At 48.3% G+C, this 21,787-nt stretch carries 19 protein-coding genes and 1 tRNA gene; 3 read left to right on the forward strand and 17 right to left on the reverse strand.

Going from position 1 to position 21,787, the window contains the following annotated elements; genetic code table 11:
• The first annotated feature begins 4 nt into the window (after window positions 1-4).
• Entirely contained in the window at window positions 5-1,195 is a 1,191-nt protein-coding gene (locus tag QNJ26_14065; GenBank protein ID MDJ0986663.1) for a PQQ-dependent sugar dehydrogenase, read from the forward strand.
• A gap of 134 nt (window positions 1,196-1,329) precedes the next feature.
• Here QNJ26_14065 and QNJ26_14070 read toward each other — a convergent pair whose 3' ends face one another.
• The 17 genes from QNJ26_14070 to QNJ26_14150 form a co-directional block, all read right to left on the reverse strand.
• On the reverse strand, window positions 1,330-2,811 hold the full coding sequence (locus QNJ26_14070; protein ID MDJ0986664.1) for a YdiU family protein: 1,482 nt from the start codon (window positions 2,809-2,811) through the stop codon (window positions 1,330-1,332).
• A 384-nt stretch (window positions 2,812-3,195) separates the two neighbouring features.
• On the reverse strand, window positions 3,196-4,185 hold the full coding sequence (locus QNJ26_14075; GenBank protein MDJ0986665.1) for a Brp/Blh family beta-carotene 15,15'-dioxygenase: 990 nt from the start codon (window positions 4,183-4,185) through the stop codon (window positions 3,196-3,198).
• Between the two features lie 8 nt (window positions 4,186-4,193).
• Window positions 4,194-5,351, reverse strand: a complete 1,158-nt coding sequence (locus tag QNJ26_14080) for a lycopene cyclase family protein (protein MDJ0986666.1) — start codon at window positions 5,349-5,351, stop codon at window positions 4,194-4,196.
• Window positions 5,351-6,304, reverse strand: a complete 954-nt coding sequence (locus QNJ26_14085) for a phytoene/squalene synthase family protein (GenBank protein MDJ0986667.1) — start codon at window positions 6,302-6,304, stop codon at window positions 5,351-5,353. Before QNJ26_14085 ends, QNJ26_14080 begins: the two co-directional genes overlap by 1 nt.
• A gap of 17 nt (window positions 6,305-6,321) precedes the next feature.
• Entirely contained in the window at window positions 6,322-7,848 is a 1,527-nt protein-coding gene (crtI, locus tag QNJ26_14090; GenBank protein MDJ0986668.1) for a phytoene desaturase family protein, read from the reverse strand.
• A gap of 119 nt (window positions 7,849-7,967) precedes the next feature.
• Window positions 7,968-8,768 (reverse strand): bacteriorhodopsin, encoded by an 801-nt coding sequence (locus QNJ26_14095; protein MDJ0986669.1) that lies wholly within the window; start codon window positions 8,766-8,768, stop codon window positions 7,968-7,970.
• Between the two features lie 216 nt (window positions 8,769-8,984).
• Window positions 8,985-9,803 carry a family 1 encapsulin nanocompartment shell protein gene (locus tag QNJ26_14100; GenBank protein ID MDJ0986670.1) on the reverse strand — a complete coding sequence of 273 codons (819 nt, stop codon included), beginning with the start codon at window positions 9,801-9,803 and terminating at the stop codon, window positions 8,985-8,987.
• A gap of 48 nt (window positions 9,804-9,851) precedes the next feature.
• Window positions 9,852-10,397, reverse strand: a complete 546-nt coding sequence (locus QNJ26_14105) for a hemerythrin domain-containing protein (protein MDJ0986671.1) — start codon at window positions 10,395-10,397, stop codon at window positions 9,852-9,854.
• Between the two features lie 108 nt (window positions 10,398-10,505).
• Window positions 10,506-11,507 carry an RNA polymerase factor sigma-32 gene (locus tag QNJ26_14110; GenBank protein ID MDJ0986672.1) on the reverse strand — a complete coding sequence of 334 codons (1,002 nt, stop codon included), beginning with the start codon at window positions 11,505-11,507 and terminating at the stop codon, window positions 10,506-10,508.
• A gap of 37 nt (window positions 11,508-11,544) precedes the next feature.
• Window positions 11,545-11,931, reverse strand: a complete 387-nt coding sequence (locus QNJ26_14115) for a response regulator transcription factor (protein MDJ0986673.1) — start codon at window positions 11,929-11,931, stop codon at window positions 11,545-11,547.
• Between the two features lie 224 nt (window positions 11,932-12,155).
• Window positions 12,156-12,776: a response regulator transcription factor gene (locus QNJ26_14120; protein MDJ0986674.1), complete on the reverse strand. Its 621-nt coding sequence runs from the start codon at window positions 12,774-12,776 to the stop codon at window positions 12,156-12,158.
• A 24-nt stretch (window positions 12,777-12,800) separates the two neighbouring features.
• Window positions 12,801-15,167, reverse strand: coding sequence for a PAS domain-containing protein (locus QNJ26_14125; GenBank protein ID MDJ0986675.1), 2,367 nt, complete (start codon window positions 15,165-15,167; stop codon window positions 12,801-12,803).
• Between the two features lie 15 nt (window positions 15,168-15,182).
• A complete protein-coding gene (locus tag QNJ26_14130) occupies window positions 15,183-16,316 on the reverse strand; it encodes a HAMP domain-containing sensor histidine kinase (protein ID MDJ0986676.1) in 1,134 nt (377 codons plus the stop codon).
• 1 nt (window position 16,317) lies between these two features.
• Complete coding sequence (locus tag QNJ26_14135) at window positions 16,318-16,953, reverse strand: cobalamin-dependent protein (protein MDJ0986677.1); 636 nt, start codon at window positions 16,951-16,953, stop codon at window positions 16,318-16,320.
• 6 nt (window positions 16,954-16,959) lie between these two features.
• Entirely contained in the window at window positions 16,960-18,297 is a 1,338-nt protein-coding gene (locus QNJ26_14140; GenBank protein MDJ0986678.1) for a biliverdin-producing heme oxygenase, read from the reverse strand.
• A 342-nt stretch (window positions 18,298-18,639) separates the two neighbouring features.
• Window positions 18,640-18,711 (reverse strand) — tRNA-Cys (locus QNJ26_14145).
• Between the two features lie 223 nt (window positions 18,712-18,934).
• Window positions 18,935-19,558, reverse strand: a complete 624-nt coding sequence (locus tag QNJ26_14150) for a YkvA family protein (GenBank protein ID MDJ0986679.1) — start codon at window positions 19,556-19,558, stop codon at window positions 18,935-18,937.
• Window positions 19,559-20,288: 730 nt separating this feature from the next.
• Between QNJ26_14150 and QNJ26_14155 the strand changes: the two genes are divergently transcribed.
• A complete protein-coding gene (locus QNJ26_14155; GenBank protein ID MDJ0986680.1) occupies window positions 20,289-21,221 on the forward strand; it encodes a 4Fe-4S dicluster domain-containing protein in 933 nt (310 codons plus the stop codon).
• The gene (locus tag QNJ26_14160; protein MDJ0986681.1) at window positions 21,221-21,703 is read left to right on the forward strand and encodes a FeS-binding protein; all 483 of its coding nucleotides are present in this window, start codon (window positions 21,221-21,223) and stop codon (window positions 21,701-21,703) included. The genes QNJ26_14155 and QNJ26_14160 overlap by 1 nt, the downstream gene beginning before the upstream one ends.
• The last annotated feature ends 84 nt before the right edge of the window (window positions 21,704-21,787 follow it).

Raw genomic sequence — 21,787 nt, forward strand, 5'->3', positions numbered from 1 at the left:
CATTATGAAACCGCGTTTGAGTTTTGCAATACTCTTTTTTTCTCTGGTAATGTGCACCGATCTGCTTCTGGCGAAATCCTACATCACCCAAAGTGATGTCCCGGCCGAGAGGGGTTTTCGTGCCGTAGCGCTTCTACAGGGGCTGGAGCATCCTTGGGGCATGGCCTGGCTGCCCAACGGTGATATAATCGTTACCGAGCGACCGGGAAGGCTGCGACGGGTGCAGGATGGCCGGCTTGCTTCTGGTTCGATTGCCGGAGTTCCGGAGGTTTTTGATTCCGGGCAGGGCGGACTGCTTGATGTCAGTCTGCACCCCCGATTTGAAAAAAACCGCCGAATCTACTTCACTTATGCGCATGGCAATAAAATTGCCAATCGCACCCGCGTGGCAGCTGCTGTTTTAAACGGTAACCAGCTTAAAAACTGGCAGGTGATTTTTGAAGTGGCGACCAACAAATTCGGCGGCCAGCATTTCGGCTCACGCCTGCTATGGCTGCAAGACGAAACCTTGCTTGTTTCCATCGGCGACGGGGGGAATCCGCCGGTCAGACTGGACGGCGATTGGATTCGCAAGCAAGCGCAAAACCGCCAGAGCCATTTGGGAAAGATCCTGCGTTTGAAAGATGACGGCTCTGTTCCGCCGGACAATCCTTTTACCAACTCTGCCGATGCCCAACCAGCGATCTTCAGCTATGGCCACCGCAATATTCAGGGAATGGCATACGATCCTCTGCGTTCGATGGTTTGGGCGTCAGAGCACGGCGCTTTGGGAGGCGATGAGCTCAATCTCGTCCAGGCGGGCAAAAATTACGGTTGGCCAACAGTAACCTTCAGTCGTGAATATTTTGACGGGTCCAAAATATCGCCGCACACATCCAAACCCGGCATGGTCGATCCTGTGGCGGTGTGGATGACGGCCATTGCACCTTCCGGAATGGTGGTTTACACCGGCAAGCAGTTTGAAAAATGGAGGGGAGACCTGTTTGTGGGCGGTCTGAAATCCCAGGACATTCGGCGCATCGACCTGAATGAGGCCGGCCAGGTTGTCGGCCAGTCTGCCCTGCGTATCGGCCAGCGGGTAAGGGATGTCCGCCAGGGGCCCGACGAGCTGCTGTATGTGCTGACTGACGAATCCAACGGCAGTCTTATACGCCTTGAGCCGGTTAGCGATCAAGAGTCGCCCCGCTCCCCTTAAAATTAGCTATGCGTCTGATAGTTCGGCACAAACCACATTAAATGGTCAACAGTAATTGTATGGCTTTAAAGTAAAGGACCCCCCTGAAGACAACCGGCAGGATGGTCTGTAACGGGTGGCAAATGTCGATGGCCTCACGTCCCGCAAAAGGTTCGATAGGGCTGTGCCGAAGGCGGCGGTGGCAGGTGATAGTCGACCTTTTCCGGCAAATCCTGATAGGGTTGGGACAGAATACCCAGCAGTTTTTCCATGACCGTAAAATCGGCCCGCTCCACAGCCGCCTCCAATGCCTCTTCCACACGGTGGTTGCGGGGAATGACCGCCGGGTTGTGGGTGTGCATGAGCCGGCAGGCTGCCTCCCAGGAATCGGGTTGCCGTTTTAGCCGGGCCTGCCAGCGCGCGAACCACTGCTTAAAATCCGGGGCCCGGAAAACAGAGGCTTCCGGCAAGGAACCCGATGATAGGTCGCGAAAGGTGTTGGTAAAATCCGCCCCTTGTCGATGCATGCAATCAAGCAGGTCCTCCACCAGGGCGCCGTCGTCCGCTTCCTGATTCAACAGTCCCAGTTTGGCCCGCATGCCCGCCAGCCAGTAATGACGGAAAATGTCTGAAAATCCATAGATTTTCTCGTTTGCCATCGATGCGGCCTCTTGCGGATCCTTGTTAATTAACGGCAACAGCGTTTCAGCAAACCGGGCAAGGTTCCACTGGGCGATCTGCGGCTGCTGACCGTAAGCGTATCGACCGCTGTGATCGATGGAACTGAAAACGGTATTCGGATCGCAGGCGTCCATGAACGCGCAGGGACCGTAATCGAGGGTTTCACCGCAAAGGGCCATGTTATCCGTGTTCATGACGCCGTGGATGAAGCCAACCAGCTGCCAGCGAGCTACCAGGGATGCCTGCCGCTCCATGACGGCCCCAAGCAAAGCAAGATAAGGATTGCCGTTCGTGGTCAGATCAGGAAAGTGGCGACGGATTGTGTAATCGGCCAGCGTACGGATTTCGTTGGGCTTGCCCCTCGCCACCGCATACTCGAAAGTGCCCACGCGGATATGACTAGCCGCCGTGCGGGTGAGAATTGCCCCCTGCAGGGCAGTTTCACGCAACACCGGTTCACCTGTGGTCACCACCGCGAGGCTGCGGGTTGTCGGTATGCCCAGTGCGTGCAGGGCCTCACTGATGATGTATTCCCGAAGCATCGGCCCCAAGGCAGCCCGCCCGTCTCCCTGCCGCGAAAACGGGGTCTTGCCAGACCCTTTGTACTGGATGTCGAAGCGCGCACCTTTCGGCGTCACTTGCTCGCCCAACAATATTGCCCGCCCATCGCCAAGCATGGTGAAAAAGCCGAATTGATGCCCGGCATAAGCCTGAGCGAGAGGCTCGGCCCCCTCGGGAATTTTGTTGCCCGAGAAAACGGCGGAGCCCTCGTCGCCCATTAGGACATCAGGATTCAGCCCTAAACACTGCGCCAGCGCCACGTTGAAAATCACGAGTTTCGGTGTGCGCACCGGGACTGGATTCAACCGGACATAAAAAGCCTCCGGCAACATCGTGTAGCTGTTGTCGAATTTCCACCCGGCGTCAGGGCGGTCTTGTCTGCTACTGTGCGTCATTCAATTCTTCTGCCAGTTAAATGAGTTTTATAAAGTAAAAACATTATGCCGGGATACCCGGTGGTCAAGAGAGAGCGTGCAATAAAACGTCCATTGATCTTTTCATTTTTCCTGACTTCAGCAAAATCGCTTAACGCTTCGATCGTACTGTTAAATAACTCCGCCATAAGAACCAATGCCGTTGCAATCAGATAAAAAATGAAATCGAGCCATTAGCGCAGAGCAAAACATGCAATCAAAATAACAATCGAACCGTGCCTCCGAATCCCAGCCCCAAAAGAAGGAGATATTGCTGGAACTGGTTGCAATCATAATAGCGCTAACCACATCGCCTTAATGTCAGTACGTCGGTCACTGAACTACAAGCTGCAAGCTATAAAAATACTAGTGCGGCAATTCCATTTTCATTTTGGCGGGCACCTTACACTGAATCGGGATGGCACCCGCGTGCTCCGCCAGTGAAACGACCAGCGCGTGCGGGTAGGTCATGCAGGCGATGCCGATAAAGATGACACGGACCAGTTCGGGCATGTCGAAGCTGACACCGCTGAGCAACAAATAGGCCGATCCGCCCAGCGCCAGAGTCGCCGCGGTGACGGGCAGCGCCATTCGCATCATACCGGCGACGGCAGACAAGGCAGAGCCCGATGCGGTATTGCCCGACAGCCGGAGCATGTGGCGAATAGAATGCAAAAAACTAAAGTAGACGCCGAAGGCCAGCAGGGCCGGAAGGATGCAAAAAAGTGCTGCCAGTGCCGCCAGCTCGATGGCTGGCAGCAAAAAAAGCAGCTCTTTGCGGCGAATGAATTGGAACCCGGCCCAGGTTATGCATACAAGCAGGCAGACAACAAAAACGGGCATGATTGCGACCAGCATTGAAACCACGCTTCGGGCGCCCGGCTCCGAAATCAGATATGAAAACAGCTGCAAAATCTCCTGCCGGTTAAATACGGCTGGCAATGTCAGCACAAGCCCGCCACGGGCGAGAATCTCAGCGATGCGGACCAACAGCGGGGTTGAGTGTGTTGCTAAGCTGTCGCCCGCCCCGAAATGGTAGAGCGTCAGGGCAAGAAATGCAACAAAGCTGGCAGTTGGATGGATCCACCACGCTACCAGCACAATTGCCATAGTGAGCACATAAGCCGTCAAGAAGTAAAGCGCCCAGGCTTTTCCGATTCGCGGTTGCAGAAATTGTTTAGCCAGGGCGTAATCAAGCGCCCCGTGCGGAATCCCCACAAAGGGCAACAAAACGATGAGCAGCTTGATGTGCAGTTCGGTCGAACCGGGTCCAAAAAGTACGCTTCCGATAATGGCAACCACGCCAATGCAGCTAAATGCAAATGCGTGGCGAGCCAACCAACTGCGAGATGTCATCCGAGCGATCACGACGCTGTGCCTCCAGCAAGGCTAACCCGTCCTGCCTGGCGTATAAAAGGGCGCTTCGGCATTGCTGCAATTACCCGAAAAATATCGATAACCGATGCCTTATCGGATAAGAACCGCACCAGCCGGTCAGCCGGCACGCGCTGGAAAAGGTGAAAAAATACCTCCGGTGCTTCTGATGGATGCGCCGCTAAAAATGAAAGAAAAATCCTGTCCATGTAGGTAGACAGCCATGGACGTGGCTTTGGCAGCCGCTGATGCCGACCAGCAGCGATATCCCCGGCAACTGCCCGGCTCCACTTTTGAATGGGAAGAAAGCCGTATCCTGTGCTTCCTTTTACCATCCCTGCCGCTGTGCCGATAGGTATCAAACGCGTCGGCATTTTCGGCGGCGAGAGTTCCGCTGTCATGGGAATAACGCCTTGCTCCTGAAATAGAACCTCATAGTTGTTCAGGTCAAAGCGATCACTCAAATAATCTCTGATCAATTTAATATATACGTCGGTTTCAAGCGGCAAATGAGAAATCACGGTGGGTTCGACAAGCGCTTCGCTCTCAGAAAAAGGCAGCACGTAGACAAAGGTTATGCCGTGGCGCTGTGTAACGTCGAAGTCCATGAGTGTGACGGTCCTGCTGTCGAATACCGGTCTGTGAGCTCGTATTCTTTGACCGGTGTAATGCTGTAGAAGACAACCCAATTTTGATAGTTGATGACCATCATTTCTGCCGTCAAACATGATCCGCGCTCTGAAGGTACCCCTGTTTGTCGAAATGCAAACATCACTCTTATTTTCAACGATATCCGTTACGGCCGTTTGAAGGAAAAGATCGGTCGATGGGGACCGGTTGATGGTATCCAAAGCAGCTTCATAGAAGGCATCAGCGGGCAGACACTGATAGGGAAATTGCGAAGATGCCTGCATCAGCTCACGTCGGCCGAACCGGACCTTCCATTGGCGCCACTCATGGCCGACAGCGTGCGAAAACCGGTGCGTTGCAGTCTTCCAGAAACACCAGACGCGATCAAAATGGTACGAGCGGCGGGGTTCGAGCACAGCAATGCGCCGATCGCCAGATAATGCGTGAACCAGCTCGACCGCCAGCGACAGACCGGAGCAGCCCGCACCGACAATGGCGACATCATAAACCCTTTCCATCAATAACCTCTATGGGTTCCAGGCAGCCCTTTGAGCGCCCGGTGCAATTTCATATCATGATGCGGCTGACGACCGGCGTTCCAGTAAAACGGGTTAAACAGCACGCTGCCGACAGCGCAAAGAGTTCGCCATATTTTCTCCGAATCTCTGACAAAAGCCCTGCTGCCCCAAATAGTTTCTGACCGAATACGCAGGCCAATGGCTTCGTAAAGACGCGCTGCAGTAATTACCGCTAAACGTGCGCGAAACGGGATAAATCGCATTCCTTTATCAGCGCTTCGATAATACTGTGCAGCACGGTCAAGAAGCTGTTCTCTGGCATTGGTGATTCGCCGTCTGATATCGGGCCTGCCGTTTAAAATGTGGTGCGGCTCGACATCTATTCCCAGCATTTCATGCGGCAGATAAATACGGTCGTTGCGGGCATCATCGACGACATCTCTTGCAATGTTGGTCAATTGCATCGCTATGCCCAGGTCGACGGCGAACGGCAGGGCAACCGGATCCTTGACCCTCATGACGCCACACATCATTAAGCCCACTGTTGAAGCCACACCGTATGCATAGCGAATCAAATCGTCCCATGATTCTACTCTAACTTTGCCGGTGTCGGATTTGATGGCGTCGACGAGTATATGCGGAAGCCGGGAGTCGATTCCAATTTGTTGCGCCAAATCTATGAAAGCCTGCACATCCGGCTGGCAACTGAAGGCGGCGTTTAGATCGGAGCGGATGTTACCTAATTTGTGCCCGGCAACATATGCTGTTTGATGGTCAGCGATATCATCTACGTATCGGCAGAATGCATATAAAACGGCGACGTCAGCCGCTGTTTGGCGAGAAAACAGACTAGCAGCCCAGGTAAAGCTTTTGGCATGACGCGCCATTGTCTTTTGGGCGCTGCCCTGATGATTGATTCTGCTATAGGGTGCTGCACATGAGTGGATTTCCATTGATGATACCTTTCTGTTTAATCTGACACATAACGGATATGCCGATGATCAATCACGTTCTGTAATACCTTGGCCGAACTGAGCACACCGGGCAGGCCGGCGCCGGGGTGGGTGCCGGCGCCGACAAAATATAAGCCCTTTAGCCGCTTGTTTTTGTTATGGAACCGAAACCAGGCCGACTGGGTGAATTTGGGCGCAATGGAAAAGCCGCTTCCCCACAGGGAGAGATAATTTCGCTCAAAGTCAAGCGGAGTCATGTAAAATGAGTGGACGATGTGGCGCTTCAGACCGGGAAGCAAATGCGATTCCAGAGTATCCAAAATGCGGTCTCGATACCTGTCACCCACGCGCCGCCAATCTATTCCGCTTTTAAGATTCGGCACCGGAGAAAGAACATAGAAACTGTCGCATCCCTCCGGCGCCATGGTCCTGTCCGTTGCGGTGGGACGGTGAAGATAAAGGCTGAGATCATCTGCCAGGCGCTTGTGGTCAAAAACATCCTTGAGTAGCCCTTTGAACCGTGGCCCCAGCCAGATGGTATGATGCGCTATCTCATCGTACCGGCGGGAAGTCCCAAAATAAAGCACGAACAAGCCCATTGAGTAAGTCATGTGTTTGATGCGTTGATCAATTACGGGACTATCGTGGTCTTCCGGCATCATACGCGTGTAGACGTATGGAGGATCAGCATTCATGACGACAATGTCGGATCGCAACTGCTCGTTATTTTCGATGATGACCCCGCCCGCACGTTGATTTTTATTCACAATTCGCTCAACAGTTGTGCCGAGCCGCAAATGGATACCTTGGCGGCGCATCAAGTCGCCAAGCGCATCAATCAAAAAGCCCATCCCTCCCATGCAGTAATGTATGCCCCACCGCCTCTCAAGATAGTGGATCAAGGTGTATATCGAAGTTGTGTCAAACGGATTGCCGCCGACCAATAGAGGGTGAATACTGAATATCTGGCGCAGGTAAGGGTCCCGGATATAGCGCGACACCATCCCGTATACGCTCCTGTAGCTTTGAAGACGCATAAGTTTCGGCACCTGGGCGACCATGTCAGAAAGGCGATGGAAGGGTCTATCGGCCAGTTGATCGAAACCGACGTCGAAAATCTTGCGAGACATATCAAGCAATCGCAGGTACCCTTTACGGTCACCCGGATTAAATCGCTCGATTTCTCTCAATGTGTCCTCTACCGTTCCACCGTAGTTGAATTCCCTTCGATCTGAAAAAACGATACGATACCACGGATCAAGCGGCCTTAGATCGACATAATTATAAAGGTTTTCGTTATAAAGTGAGAACAGCTCCTCGAACAAAAACGGAGCCGTTATCACAGTGGGGCCGGCATCGTATGTGAAGCCGTCCTTTTTGAAAACCTGCGCACGCCCTCCCAGGCGCTTCATCCGATCAATGAGGGTAACGCGATACCCCAACGCCCTGAGCCTCAAAGCCGAGGCCATTCCGCCGAATCCGGCCCCGACAACGACAGCATGAAGCGCATCGTCAGTGTCACAATGGACCATTGTCAAAGTCATGCTCGCAGCCTTCCACATGGCTGGACAACAGATGAGATGAATCGTATTTTCAATTTGTCACCTGGTTGACCCCAGTTTTATTTAACAGCCTCATCGGCTACACGTACACTGCTCATTAATCAAGCAATCGCAAAACCTTGCTGTTCGCTCAGCATTGAAGCCGTTACCGTTAGCATAATGCCGTAGATGACCTTGGAAGCGATATCTGCAATGGTATAAATAACCTGCTGGCTCACAATAGTAATCTCATAGGAAACACCGGCCTGCATTAAGATCGGTGCCGCATAAGCTATCGGGTATAGCCACCAGGCAATGTAAAAAAGCGGGAGAATCGCGCCGAATACCTTGCGCGGGGAGTCTTCCATACGGGCCTTTCCGTCATTGATCACCCGGGTGATGAGGACCAACACATAAATAAAGAACAGCGTTGAGACAATTCCCCAAAAAGCCCACCAGAAAATATTCTCGTTAAGCCGGCCAGGCTCGTAAAATTGGCCGATGTAACCGAGTATGATCATCATACAGCCTGAAAATGAAAACCGGGTGATGTATTTGGCGCGTTCGGTCCCGACGATCTCAGCAACAAACAGTATCTGGATCAACAACATGGGCACATCAATCAGCCAATTCAGGTACCGGTAGCCGTTGGTGAACAGATCCGCTCCGGGCTTCAGCGCATAGGCCTGCCCATTGAAGGCGTACGCAGCCGTCCAGCTTTCTTTCTGTATGAACAGAAGTAAAAATGCCGATACCATGACAACAACCGATATGACCGATGACATCCGGTACTTTGGCAGGCAATTGTTTTTGGTGAGGATAAAAAATAGCAAGGCGGCTGCCATCGCAGCGTACCCAAGTGTCAGAATGTGATTGACTATTTCAAACCCTTCGACAGACACTGTAAAAACTTCAGCATTCATAAACGCCTCCAATCTGACTTTATTTTAAGCTTATTTTGTATTCAAATCGATTTACTATATTCTTAAAAATCGCAGAACATCCGCATCAATTAGTGACTTGATCATTTTCAAATTTTTGTGTCAGAATCATATTGTTGCCGTCCCAATCGATGCAGCTGCAGACATCCGGCTTATTTTTGGTTCACAGGTTCGGGCTGCGGGTTTAATAAAACGTGCTTATTTGCCAGACTGGTAGTGGATGACAGCAGCAGGCTCAAGAATCCGGAATGTAAAGGACTCGGTGTAGTACAGTTTTACCGTATCGGTTGTGTGCGACTCATATCCCACTGCGAGATCTTGGCCTAAAATAAGCTCCAGGTCACCGCCGCGCTGTGACAACATGAAAGCCTCGTTTGCATATTTGCCGGTCAGATAGGGACTCAAAACCACCTGACCGTTGAGGATATTTTCAGCCTGCATTTTAACAGGGTAGCCTTGCAGCGTGGCCGACATGACCTTCCATAGCTTCGGTCCCACGACAAAAGAATAAGGCCCCTCAATAGAGCGCCCGGCGAAAACGGTGATGCCCTCGGCAACGGCTTCCAGCAATTGCGCAGGTTTTGAGTTCAGCGTCAGGCATTCACCCTCAGCACACAATGCCAATCCTTTGATATTGGCCTCCGGCAAGCCATGGTATACGACTTGTTCTTCAAACAGAGCAATTTTCCGGGCAGCATCTTCTAAATTGTCAAGGTTTACATCTTTGGCACCCCGAACCACGCTGTCCAATTCCCTGATGTCCAGCTCAAATGGAATCCGGGTTTCAACAAGATGATGCACCTTATGAATGCCACATGAAACACCCCCCTTGGGCTGCTTTTTGGGAAATTCAAGACGCCCCTCAGGGACACCGGGAAAATCGGTTCCCATCGGCCCGGAAACATCAACCACCTGCCGGGCAGAAAGCATCGCTTTTAGGCTGCTGATCGCCTGTTCATCGATTTCGATCCAGGCTTCAGCGGGAATCGGCGCCAGTTCTCTTTTTAAAATATCCATTAGATCTCCTTTCACTGAATGCGATAATGATTTGCAACGATACACCCATTACGTTTTTAGACCGCCGATGCCCAGCCCCATAGCGGTGATGGTGGCATCGCCGATTACTTTGGCCTTAGGCCCTTTTTCGGACTTGGCAGCGCGATTGGCGATCGCGCCGGGGACCTCAGGAACTTTGATGTTTAAAGCGTTATCCTTGGCTTCGACAAAAAGTTTGCCGAGTGTTTCAAGATCTTCAGGCGGGATCACACCCTGGGACATTGGAAATATATCAGCCTCCTCTTCATCCAAATGATGCGTTGTATATTCACCCAGCCCTTCGATTTTAACTGGAAAATGTTCGTGTTCATTTGGAAATCCTTCTGCATCCTTGATAATGAGTTCTATAATATGATGTTCGTTGACCGCCTCCAGTGCATCGTGCTCAGCCTCAGGGAAGGTTTGCAAAATGTCATAAAAATATTTTTCTTCCAGGGTATGGTGAACGACCAAGTGGCGCATAAATTCGTCAAAAACTTTGGGGTCATTCATAGACTGTTTAAAGAGCTGACGCAAAACACCGTGGTGAGAGACCAAATTGTCGATGATGCTCATAGATCCTCCATGGATTAAAATGTTTGTAAGTTTGTAAGATCGATGCCGGGGAGTCTTCCCAACCTTAAAGACCTTTTTGTAAGCCATCTTCTCTGCGAAACGACTCCGCTATGAATTCCCGAAAACGCCTTCAGCGTGTGCGGCATAATCGGGCAGTGTGCGCCTGAATGAATCCTTCATATTTGAGATGATGTTCTTTTGAATTTGACGAACACGTTCTCTTGATATTCCATACTGTTTGCCGATCTCTGCTAACGTCTTGGGATTTTCAGTAAAAATGCGCATATCAAAAATATCAAGCTCACGCTGGTTCATTTCTTTTCGGAATTCTGCAATTCTTTGATGAAGTATGACATTAAATTCCTTTTTGGATATTTTTTCTTCAATGGATTCAGCGGGCGCTTTCATGAATTCGATTCTGGTGGTATCCGAATCATCTGTTATAGGCGCATCGAGAGATACATCCCACGCGCTGAGGCGCTGGTCCATTTCGACAACTTCCTTTTTTGGCACTCCCAACCGCTTTGAAATAAGCTCTGGCTTCGGCTCAAATCCCATATCCCGCAATTTCTGTTTTTCTTTTTTGAGTCTGAAAAATAGTTTTCTTTGCGCCTGTGTGGTTCCAATTTTTACCAGGCGAGAGTTGTCCATTAAATACTTGACGATATACGCTTTAATCCAGAATGAGGCGTAATATGAAAATTTGACATTTTTGTCCGGATCGAATTTTTCAACCGCTTTTATCAGCCCGATATTGCCCTCCTGGATGAGGTCCATCAGATTTTGCATCCAGAGTCTCTTATAATCCAGGGCGATCTTCACGACGAGCCTTAAATTGGAAGTCACCAACACATGCGTTGCCCGGCGATCAGCATTCTTACGTAGTCTTAGAGCCAGCTCTCGCTCTTGATCCCGCGTCAAAAGCTGGTATTTGCTGATATTCGCCAGATAGCTCCGGAGTGTATTGGGGTGGTCAGATACATTCGTCCGCTGATTCGGTTTTTTCGTCGAATTTGCAGAATCAACTGCCTCTTTTGTGTCTATTTTCGTTGGCTTAGCCTTGTTTGGATTTGCCCGACTTTGTCTGGATTTTCGCGCTGGATTTCTCATTTTCGACATCCTGCCCCCCTCTCTTAACAATGAACCCTTACTTTAAGGTATTGTACGTTTCCCCGCTCAACACTTTATCAATAGCTTGGATTATTTCCTTTGCTGCCGACCGCTTGAGAATGTATCCTGAAGCGCCAGATGACATGCATTGTTGCATATACTCCGGTTCTTCGTATGTGCTTAACACAATGATTTTTAGGCCCGGATCGTATTTATTCACCAGAGAAACAACATCAGGCGCCTGGGTAACGATAAAGGACTGATCAAGCAAGACAAGGTCCGGATCTATTTTTGGCAGCATCTCTGTAAGCGACTTCTCATCACATACCATAACGATTGAATTGAACTTGGTTTTCAATAATCCTCTGATACTGTCCAGTGTCGCCATATGCCTGTCTGCCAATAAAACAGTTCTTTTTTTCATTGAATTGCCTTAATTTTCTGAAGAAAATCGCACATGAGCTAATATGATTGATGGTTAGAAGGGACGCCTCAGGTCAATGCCGCAATATGAATATTAAGACAACTGACTATAGCGGTTATCGCGCAGACGTTGAGTGAAATCAATTCGGAGAATTACAGATTTTGAGAAAAGAATTTACTGACATATGCTGGCAAAAAATACGTATTAATCAGTAAAAATACGTATCAGAGGGTTGTGAGATTATTCTTGATGGCAAACTTAATCAGATCGGCTGTGGTTTTGAGATTTAATTCTTGCATCATATTGTACTTATGCGTTTCAACTGTTCGGGGAGAAATGGAAAGCATATTGGCGATTTCTTTGGCAGAATATCCTTCGACGACAAGGTGCAAAATCTCTTTTTGTCTGTCGGTAAGTTTACTGACCATTAAGTTTTCACCGGGGCGGGATTTTTTATAAGTTTGCATTAACTCCCCGGCGATAATCGGCGTTACATATATCTTGCCTTGCAAGGCCTCTTTAATTGCCGTTACGAGTTCACGAGATGCTGAATTCTTCAAGACATAACCGGATGCGCCGGCATCAAAGGCACTAGCAGCATAGACCACATCCGGATGCATGGTGAGGAAGATGACTTTACACTGTTCATCCATTTTTTTAATCTGACGCACAGCTTCGATGCCATTAAGCAGCGGCATAGAGATATCGACCACAATGAGGTCGGGATGTAGTTTTAGAGCCTCTGCCACCAGAGCCCTTCCATCCTCAACGGTTCCAACAATTTCAAACTCCGGCTCAAGAAGATTTTTCAACCCCTCAAGAACGATCTGATGATCATCTGCCAACAAAATACGCGTCTTGCGCATGGTTTACCTCGTCATATTCATCTGATTTAAATGTGAAAGCGTTTTCAATTTTATGGTCGTTCCTTTGCCGGGGCCGGATTCAACAGAAAAATCGGCGTCGATCATGCTAGCCCGCTCTGCCATGCTGGCCAGCCCGATTCCTGCCATTTCAACAGTCGAATTGTGTTCAAACCCGATACCATTGTCTTTCAGCAATAAACAGATAGAATCATTTTTTTTGTAAAGCCGAACCTGGATATGTTTTGCCCTGGCATGTTTGCCGATGTTTTTTAATCCCTCCTGCAGGATGCGATATATGCAAATGGCTGTCTCTTTGGGAACATCTTCAATTGTCGTATCCAGATCCAGAGTCGGTGATATGCCATAAATTCGAAAAAAATTATTGCTTTCGATCTCAACCGCTTTAACCAATCCTAAATCGTATAAAATAGAGGGATGAAGTTGGCGTGAAATCATATGAATATCAGATGAAAGCTCCCCAAGATGTTTTCCAATTTTTTGCAGTTTTTCCTTTAAAAACCTGGATAAAGACGGGTGTTTCATCTCCAGTTCGTCCACCTCGATATTCAAAATAGCCAGCCTTTGGGTAATATCGTCGTGCAGTTCACGGGCAAGAAGTGCCCGCTCCGTTTCTTGGGCGTTCAGCAGTTTTCGAGTGAGCAATCTGGCTTCTTTTTGGCTTTCAATTAAAGATTCCTCTGACTGTTTTCTTCTTGTTATATCACGATTACTGGCGCGGAAACCTAAAAATTGGTTTCGCCCATCGCGTACCCCCTGGCAGGCATGTTCGATCCAGCGTATCTCACCCTTCTTTGTGCGGATACGAAATTGAATCTCTCCTCGTTCCGGCTTTTCAATTGCCTCCTGGCGGTGATCAAACCAGATATTTTTGTCTTCCGGCACAATGATCTGATCTAAGAGCTTGGGATTGTCAATAAATTCTTCAGCCCTGTAACCGGTGATGCGCTCGCATGAAGGTGAAATGTAAATGAAATTTCCATCAGGGCCTCGCCAGTATTCCCAGTCATATGTATAATCGGCGACTGTGCGATAGTCGAGCTCTGCTTGGCGTAGTTGTATCTCAGCTTTTTTTCGTGCGGAAATGTCTGTGTGGGCAATGACAACCCCCCCTTTTTCTCCTTTAAACGGGATGACATTCATCAAGAACCAACGTTGCATTAATGGAGAGTGACAAGGATACTCCAATGCAAAGTGATCTTGCGAACCTTCCAGTACCGCCTCTATGCCGCTTAAGGCCTTTTGCGCGCTCTCGTCCGAATCTTCAGAGGCACGGCGGCAGGCCTCCAAATAATTTACCCCTTCACCGACAAGTTTTTGTGAGGGCACATCATTTTTACGCGCAAATTCAAACCAGCTGCTATTGGCTGAAAGGATTTGCCCGGCCTTGCCTAAAACGACAATATGGTCTGTCATCGACATGAGGATCGCACGATTAAAATCTTTGCTTTGGGCCAATATTTTCTCTGAGATCTTTTGATCCGTAATATCTTGATCTGTGCCTAAAATGCGCAACGGATTTCCATGAGTATCGCGTTCAAAGCGGTAACGTGCCAGAATGTTACGAACTTCATCGTCTTTCCTCACGATCCTATATTCAAAAGAGTGCCATTCGCTGTCAGAAGCCCAGCCGTCTCTGAATTCTCGATCGTAAACAGCTCTATCATCAGGGTGAACACATTCCAGGCGAAGATCGTGACTCGGCTTCACGTTCTTTGGCAGATCGTGGATGGCGTATTCATTTTCTGACCACCACTCCTCACCGGTTTTCATATCTTGCACCCGGTATCCAAAGTTGCCGATCCGTTCAGCTTCGTTGAGCCGATCCAGCGTTTCACGCAAAATCGATTCTTTCCGTTGGCGTTCTTCTATTTCAATTTGCAACTGCTCATTAACTTTTGCAAGTTCGTCGGTACGTTCTCTCACACGTATTTCAAGCGCATCATGGGCTTCTTGCAATTCTTTTTCGGCGAGTCTGATGCGATCCATCGCTTGGATCCTGGCCAAAAGCTCCTTACTTGAAACAGGTCTGGCAATGAAGCCATCTGCCCCCAGGTTGAGGCCTTCAACCTGATCATTGGAAGACGTCTTCATACCAGAAAGCAAAACGACAAAAATCCCCTGCAGATCGGGATCTGCCTTAATCTGCGAGCAGAGCTGGCGACCATCTCCGTCGGGAAGGACCACATCCAGAAGCAGTAGATCCGGATGGTCCGCACGGAGTTCTGCTATGCACTCCTTTGCCGATGATGCTTCATGAACCTCGTAGCCCGCGGATTTCAGGACCCGTGTCGTGGCAAAGCGAATATCTGCATCGTCGTCGACCAGAAGAATTTTGGATTTTTTAATCATGTCGGTCCTTAGCCATTAAATTGCCTGATATCCTTTTTGTGTGGGTATTTTGAAGTAAACCGTTGTGCCCTCACCCACTCTGCTGTCTATCCATATTTCTCCCCCGTGCGCCTCGATTATTTTTCGAGTAATCAGCATACCAAGTCCCGTGCTTTTTTCCCCCGCAGTCTTTTTAGTGCTCGTTTTTTCAAAAGGTTTGAAAAGTTTGTCCATTTCCTCCGGTGCCATTCCAGGGCCTTTATCTTTAACTGAAAAAGTTATAAATTGCTGATCACACGAAAGGGAAATCGATACATGGCTGTTGGGAGCTGTGTGTTCAATAGCATTAGAGACCAGGTTGGTCATGGCCTGTTCTATTTTGGACGCATCCAGGACTGAACGCGGCAAGCTTTCGTCGGAATTGACCTGCAAGTCAATCCCTTTTTTATCCGCCTGAAGTGTATTGAGTCGCAGGCTATTTACCAAGACCTCATGGATGAGTGCCGGCTGCAAGTCCAGCTCGAATCTGCCGGCCTCGATGGCGCTTACGTCCAAAAAATCATCCACCAGAGATTTCATAAAAACACAGGATGCGTTAATTGTATTTAAAAAACCGATTTGATCCGCGTCCAGCAGTTTCTTGGCCTCTTCGATGAGAAATTCGGAATAGGAAATGATCAGATTGATGGGTTTGCGTAGGTCGTGAGCCGCCATTCCCAAAAAGCGGTTTTTTTCTTGATTAAGCCTTTTTAGTTGAGCATTTGTTTTATGGAGCTCACGCATAAGATTGTTCAGCTCCTGGTTTAGGGACACCAGTTCTTTCCGCATATTTTCAAGTTCTTCGGTGTCCAGCCGCCCGAACATCACGATTTGGTTTAAGACCTTTTTAAATGAGAAATAAAAGCTTTGCGGCAGGCCGGATGCAGTGCTGATATTGAACAGATATTCTTTGGAAGGCTCGTTTATCAATGCGGGCAAATGAAACGTATCGTTAAAGTCAACCATCAAGCCCTGGATATTTTCACCGATTAAACGACGACCTGCTATGGTTTTAGCGTATTGGTTGGCCTCGACGATCTTGCCACCACTAGAAAGGAGAAAAAACAAAACCGGGGCCCTGTTTTTGAAATAGGTATTGGTTTCAAAAGAGATATGTTGATCCCATTCCATATCACATACCGCTAATCATATTTTCAAGATCATCCAGTGATTGAATATATTCGGTGCCGGCGTATTGTTTGATGGTATCAATGCCCCCCCATCTGAAAGCCTGTCCGCCAATCAGCAAATTCAAGTTTGGAAAATCTGAGCGAAAGACTTCGATACCCCGCTTCAAATGATCCAGGTTTGATAATATGCTTAGTGAAAATCCAACGACATCCGGTCGAGTTTCATGGATAAACCGGACCGTTTCTTCAATCGGTGAATTGGCACCAAGAAAATACCCATCCCACCCATTCAGCTCAAAGATGTCAGCGACCATTTTTCCACCGATCTGATGGAATTCATTAGCAGCGCAAGCGATCACCACTTTTCTACCGATACGTTCACTAGCAAATATGGACGGATAAGCCAGGTTAAGAAGGCTTTCGGTGATGGAAGTCGATAGATGCTCGGTGGCAACGGTTATTCGATTGTTTTCCCATAACTCGCCGACTCGATACATACTGCGCTGAAAAAGGTCGGTATAAAGCTTTTTAAGATTTATTTTTTCGCCCAGCAGTTTTTGGACGATGTCATGGCATTTTGACCGATCGCCGTCAAGCAAGGAGGCGAGGTAGGCTTCATACAATTTTTCTGCGATCATTTTTATTTACTCTGAATCTCCGGTTGGTGGTTTACGGTTTGGATTTGAAGCAATCGCCATTGTTTTGCTAATAATATTTTTGGCACCGGAAATCCACTTGTCTGGAAAAAGAGCGTCGTCCGTCAGCCACCCCTTGATCGCTGCGACGGCACCATTTATCCCGTTTTTCTCATCAGTAACCGAGGCTACCAGCAATTTGCCGGTATTTTTAAATTGTTTTGCAAACTCGGCTCCCGCCAATTGGTCAAATTCACCGGATAGTGATTCAAATTCCTTTTCAGACACTAACTCAGTCCTATCGCGCCTCAGAATCTCTGCTGCTGACAGCAGCTTGTCATAGGATGCCGTATTTTCAGGAATTGCAAGCGTTAGCTCTTCATGTAAATATTTAAGCGTCTGCTCCAGCATTATTTGAGGCATTCCCCTGTTGGCAAGCACTCTGCCAATCCACTCGATCTGGCTTTGCAAACTTTTCTGATCTAACCGTGTCAACGTCACCAGCCAGCATGAATCACTGTCGGAAAATCGTTTGCCGCGTTCTCCAAAGCGATGTTCATAATATGGGAACTCCGTCCAACTTCGCGTACTTGCTTTGAGAGCAGCTTGAATTTCCCGTTCATCATCGGGAATGGGGTAATTGCCCGCCTCAGGATTAATCCGTGCCACATGCAAGGATTTCTCGGTATTATCCAAGGGGTATAAAAGTTTGTACAATTCCTCCAGACCGGCGAAAGCCTCATAGGCTGCTTCAACGATCCGGTCGTGTAATGCTGGATTGTCCAGTACTTCGTTCATTTTATCTGAGAATTGTTTCCAATGGGTTGACACGTCATCCCTGTAACTCGAATAGTAACGACAGCCATTTATTTCATCTAAGTGAAAGGTCTCTGAAATATCCGGTCGATGCATGTTGTTGCCCAGTGTCGATCCTTCATACACATACAAATAGCCAAGCAACGTAATGGGATTGTCAACCCGCCTCAGGCGGATTTTTTCAGTTATTGCTGTTGCAGCTTCAATGCAAGAAGTATGGGTCAATTCAATTCGCGGCTCGAAAAATTTAAGATCTTCCTGCAAAAATCTGAGTTTCTTAAGGCCATCGTTCCATATGGATAATACGCGTTTGTCTTTTGAAATTGCAATCTCATTTTCGAATACACTATGAATAACGGCCAAGGCCTGGAGCTGGTTCACATAGCTTTCCAGGGGAAGTTTATGGTCTATCAGGGCTTTAAAATAAGGCAGGGACTCAAGTTTGGCATGATATTCTTGAGTCTCCACTTTGAGTTTTGCCATTACTTTGATCGAGCGATCTTTTTGAGTTTGGATATCGTTGGCACTCAATTTATTATTCCCTTTTCTTTTCGGGTCGAATCATGAAAATGGAGATGGACATCATTAGAGTGACCATGGTTATAATTAATTGAGATTATTTCAGATAACATCTGGATACATGATGCCTGACAGCGAGTCAAATGGTATTCATCATTTTGATCAACTCAGCTATCATCAAGGCACCTTTATGTGACGGTAAAGCCCGACTGCTTCTTGAATCATGCAGAGTAAGCAATCCGGGTTAGCCTCACGCTAAGGATAATGAGTCAAAATCGAAGGTTTAGGGGTGTATGGGAAAACTTTATGGTTGGCACCAAAGATGTACAGTGTGGCTGATGGAGAGATTTCTGAAGGCGGCACCCGGAGTCGAACCAGGGGATAAAGGATTTGCAATCCTCTGCCTTACCACTTGGCTATGCCGCCATATTTACAAAGAGTTTTACCTTAACACAGTACTTAGCATAAATGAAGAGTTATGATTCAGGCTCAAGGAATTGATATCATCATTTCCATGGCCCTTCGATTAACGAATCAACAATAGGATCAAAGACGATATTCCCTGCGAAGAGGCCTGGCTTGTTAGGCTTAAATTTAAACTGAGAGAATCTTAAAGTAGTTTGAGCCATAGAGTCTGAAATATTCGAAGCTAAAAGTTTCCGGAGGCTATGGACATTATCTGGGTTTCCGTGTTGATGACGTTTTCCTGATGTGCCCATTGGTTCCAGTTGTTGCGGAATTGAAGTGTCTGAATCTGCTCTATCTGTATCTGCGAAAGCACGGTTTGGATGACACCCTCGACTTCATTGTTGAGCTGGGCGCCCAGCGGTTCGCCGATAAGCACTCGGATGGTGGGTGAGTGACGATCCAAAGAAGTGTCTATTAACGGAAACCCCCGCTCGGCCGCAACGATTTCAGAAATGCGGGCGATAAACCGGCAGGCAAGGTAGGCGTCGTCCAGCAAACCATACAGTCCCTTGTCGTCCGGTATGTAATCCTTGGGGTTAAGGAAGTACGCCGCAGCAGTCCGAATAATAGGCGATGTAAACCGCTGTATCCCAGCCGCAGCAGCTGCCATGTCACACTCGATCAGCAAATTAGCGACGGCCCTTACGTAACCTTCAGCCAGTTCCGTCATGGCGGCTTTGTCATTGGGTCCAAGGGTTATCGCATTATCATCTGCAAACTGTTCGAGCCTGGCCTGTAGGGCATTGTAAGCGGTCGAACTGGAAAGCAGCGTATCAATGTGCTCGATAATGGCTTGGGCAGTCATAGTGCAATCCTATTTTTAATTTTTTTGGTACATAAAAGAAGTAAATATTTTAGACGATATGTTGGTACAATGATTAACCATGCATGTTTAGGAGGTCAAGAAGAGGTAAAATATTAGCTTCAAGATAAAGCGTTTTAAATTGGCGCCCAAGCATTAAATCCGGAAGACCCGTTTTTCTTTTAAAAATTATCATGTGGCATACCATTTGGGGATATTGCGGATGTTTACTTGACCGGAATAGAATTTTGATTCGCTTCCGTAAAATTTCGTTATGGTTTATTGTTACTTTATGTTTAAATAGTAAGGAAATTTTAATTTAAATGTTTATAAATTAATTCAATCCATCAAGGCTAAATGAACTCAACTCCTGACGGTCAATCAGCCGAATCCGGCGCCCCAAAAAGAGCACCTGTTGTTTCTTTTAGCAGCCTTACTGGTTATCATCATTTATAGCAACACCCTGACCGGCCCGTTTATTTTTGACGACCGGCCGCACAAGGATTTTGGCTTTTGGCGTACTTTGTTGTACGTCACAAGCCATAAATCCGCGGAGAACAAAGCTCATCGAGAAAATAGCCGCTCAGAAAGCAAAAATATTGTAACCGAATACCATCTGTTGGTTCTTTAGGGGCAACATTTCAAATAGTAGAGGAACCCAAGACGATATTGATGTGAAAGGAACTTAGCATTGGGGCAAAACATTTCCAGAAGAACTTTCCTAAGAGGCGGCATGGCAACGGCAGCCGGTCTGGCAGCCGACAGCATTCCGGGTGCCGCTGCAGCTTCACGACCCGAAGAAAAAACACAACTGGCCACCTTGCTGGACATTAGCAAATGCATCGGCTGCGGTGCGTGTGTGGAAGCCTGTAACGAAACCAATGCCCATAAATATCCGATTCCCCAGAAGCCCTTTCCCAAAATGGTTCCTTCCCGGGCCAAGGTATCGGATTGGTCCGACAAAAGAGATGTTACCGAGCGGCTGACGCCTTACAACTGGCTTTTTATTCAGCAGGCCAGCGTCGATATCAATGGTGAAGAAACCGAATTGACGATTCCGCGCCGCTGCATGCACTGCATAAACCCGCCCTGTGTTAAACTGTGCCCCTGGGGTGCAGCCAAACAGCTCGAAAACGGAATTTCCAGAATAGACCCGGAGATCTGCCTGGGCGGCTCCAAATGCAATGCGGTCTGCCCCTGGGATATTCCGCAGCGCCAAACCGGAGTAGGATTGTATCTGGACATTCTGCCCAACTTTGCCGGAAACGGTGTGATGTTTAAATGCGACCGCTGCTATGATCAGGTTGAGGCCGGCCAACTGCCTGCCTGTATTGATGCCTGCCCGGAGGATGTCCAAACCATCGGACCGCGCGATGAGATCATAAAACAAGCCCATCAACTGGCCAAAGAGATGAATGGTTATATCTACGGTGAAACCGAAAACGGCGGCACCAACACCCTTTACGTTTCGCCGGTTCCCTTCGGGGCCCTGGACGATGCCATTGAAAAAGGAAAAGGCAAACCACACCTGGCGCCCGTTTCCGATCGGATGGCGGATGCCAATAACCTGGCCGCTGCCATGGTGATCGCCCCGTTGGCCGGAATCGCGGCCGCCGCCAGGAAGATTTACAACTATACAAGAAAAACCCAAGAGGAGCGTGCCTGATGAAAACAACCGCCGCCTCGCTCGCTCAATCAAACAGCCAAAATCGATCGCTGCAGCTCTTATATGCCCTGACCGTTTTTTTGATGGCGTTAACCGGATTCGGTCAGATGCCGATTTACAAGCGCTACTACCTGTCCGATATTCCCGGATTTGGCTGGCTGGCCAATTTTTGGACCACCCGCTATGTGCATTATATAGGGGCTGCCATGCTGCTGGCGATTGTCGCTTATATGATCGTTGAGTACGTCATCTTAATTCGAGCGCAACGCAAAATATCCTTCAGTGGTTATCTGCGCGGGGCATTGCTGCTGGGTATCTTGCTGACCGGAATATGTTTTGTGATTAAAAATTTTGCCGTGTTCGTCTTTTCTCCCGAATTTATCATTGCTTTAAACCTAAGCCATCTGGGTTTTGTCATGGCATTTTTGCTGGCCAACCTGTATTGTCTGGTTTTTAAAAAACAGTGGACAAATGCCCGCTAAGACCTTATTAATTACGAGGAGTAAGGCTATGAAAGAAATTTTGATTATGCTGGCCATTGTAGGGATCTGGTATCTCCTGCAGGC

This window comes from Desulfobacterales bacterium (genome assembly GCA_030066985.1).
Classification (GTDB): domain Bacteria; phylum Desulfobacterota; class Desulfobacteria; order Desulfobacterales; family JAHEIW01; genus JAHEIW01.

Bases quoted from the DNA above. Each gene is read 5' to 3' on its own strand.
- QNJ26_14125 (MDJ0986675.1), bottom strand. From the start codon at position 15,167: ATGATTAAAAAATCCAAAATTCTTCTGGTCGACGACGATGCAGATATT.
- QNJ26_14105 (MDJ0986671.1), bottom strand. From the start codon at position 10,397: ATGAGCATCATCGACAATTTGGTCTCTCACCACGGTGTTTTGCGTCAG.
- QNJ26_14160 (MDJ0986681.1), top strand. From the start codon at position 21,221: ATGAAAACAACCGCCGCCTCGCTCGCTCAATCAAACAGCCAAAATCGA.
- QNJ26_14110 (MDJ0986672.1), bottom strand. From the start codon at position 11,507: ATGAGAAATCCAGCGCGAAAATCCAGACAAAGTCGGGCAAATCCAAAC.
- QNJ26_14155 (MDJ0986680.1), top strand. From the start codon at position 20,289: ATGGCAACGGCAGCCGGTCTGGCAGCCGACAGCATTCCGGGTGCCGCT.
- QNJ26_14095 (MDJ0986669.1), bottom strand. From the start codon at position 8,768: ATGAATGCTGAAGTTTTTACAGTGTCTGTCGAAGGGTTTGAAATAGTC.
- QNJ26_14135 (MDJ0986677.1), bottom strand. From the start codon at position 16,953: ATGATCGCAGAAAAATTGTATGAAGCCTACCTCGCCTCCTTGCTTGAC.
- QNJ26_14100 (MDJ0986670.1), bottom strand. From the start codon at position 9,803: ATGGATATTTTAAAAAGAGAACTGGCGCCGATTCCCGCTGAAGCCTGG.
- QNJ26_14085 (MDJ0986667.1), bottom strand. From the start codon at position 6,304: ATGGAAATCCACTCATGTGCAGCACCCTATAGCAGAATCAATCATCAG.
- QNJ26_14065 (MDJ0986663.1), top strand. From the start codon at position 5: ATGAAACCGCGTTTGAGTTTTGCAATACTCTTTTTTTCTCTGGTAATG.
- QNJ26_14150 (MDJ0986679.1), bottom strand. From the start codon at position 19,558: ATGACTGCCCAAGCCATTATCGAGCACATTGATACGCTGCTTTCCAGT.
- QNJ26_14075 (MDJ0986665.1), bottom strand. From the start codon at position 4,185: ATGACATCTCGCAGTTGGTTGGCTCGCCACGCATTTGCATTTAGCTGC.
- QNJ26_14070 (MDJ0986664.1), bottom strand. From the start codon at position 2,811: ATGACGCACAGTAGCAGACAAGACCGCCCTGACGCCGGGTGGAAATTC.
- crtI (MDJ0986668.1), bottom strand. From the start codon at position 7,848: ATGACTTTGACAATGGTCCATTGTGACACTGACGATGCGCTTCATGCT.
- QNJ26_14115 (MDJ0986673.1), bottom strand. From the start codon at position 11,931: ATGAAAAAAAGAACTGTTTTATTGGCAGACAGGCATATGGCGACACTG.
- QNJ26_14080 (MDJ0986666.1), bottom strand. From the start codon at position 5,351: ATGGAAAGGGTTTATGATGTCGCCATTGTCGGTGCGGGCTGCTCCGGT.
- QNJ26_14130 (MDJ0986676.1), bottom strand. From the start codon at position 16,316: ATGGAATGGGATCAACATATCTCTTTTGAAACCAATACCTATTTCAAA.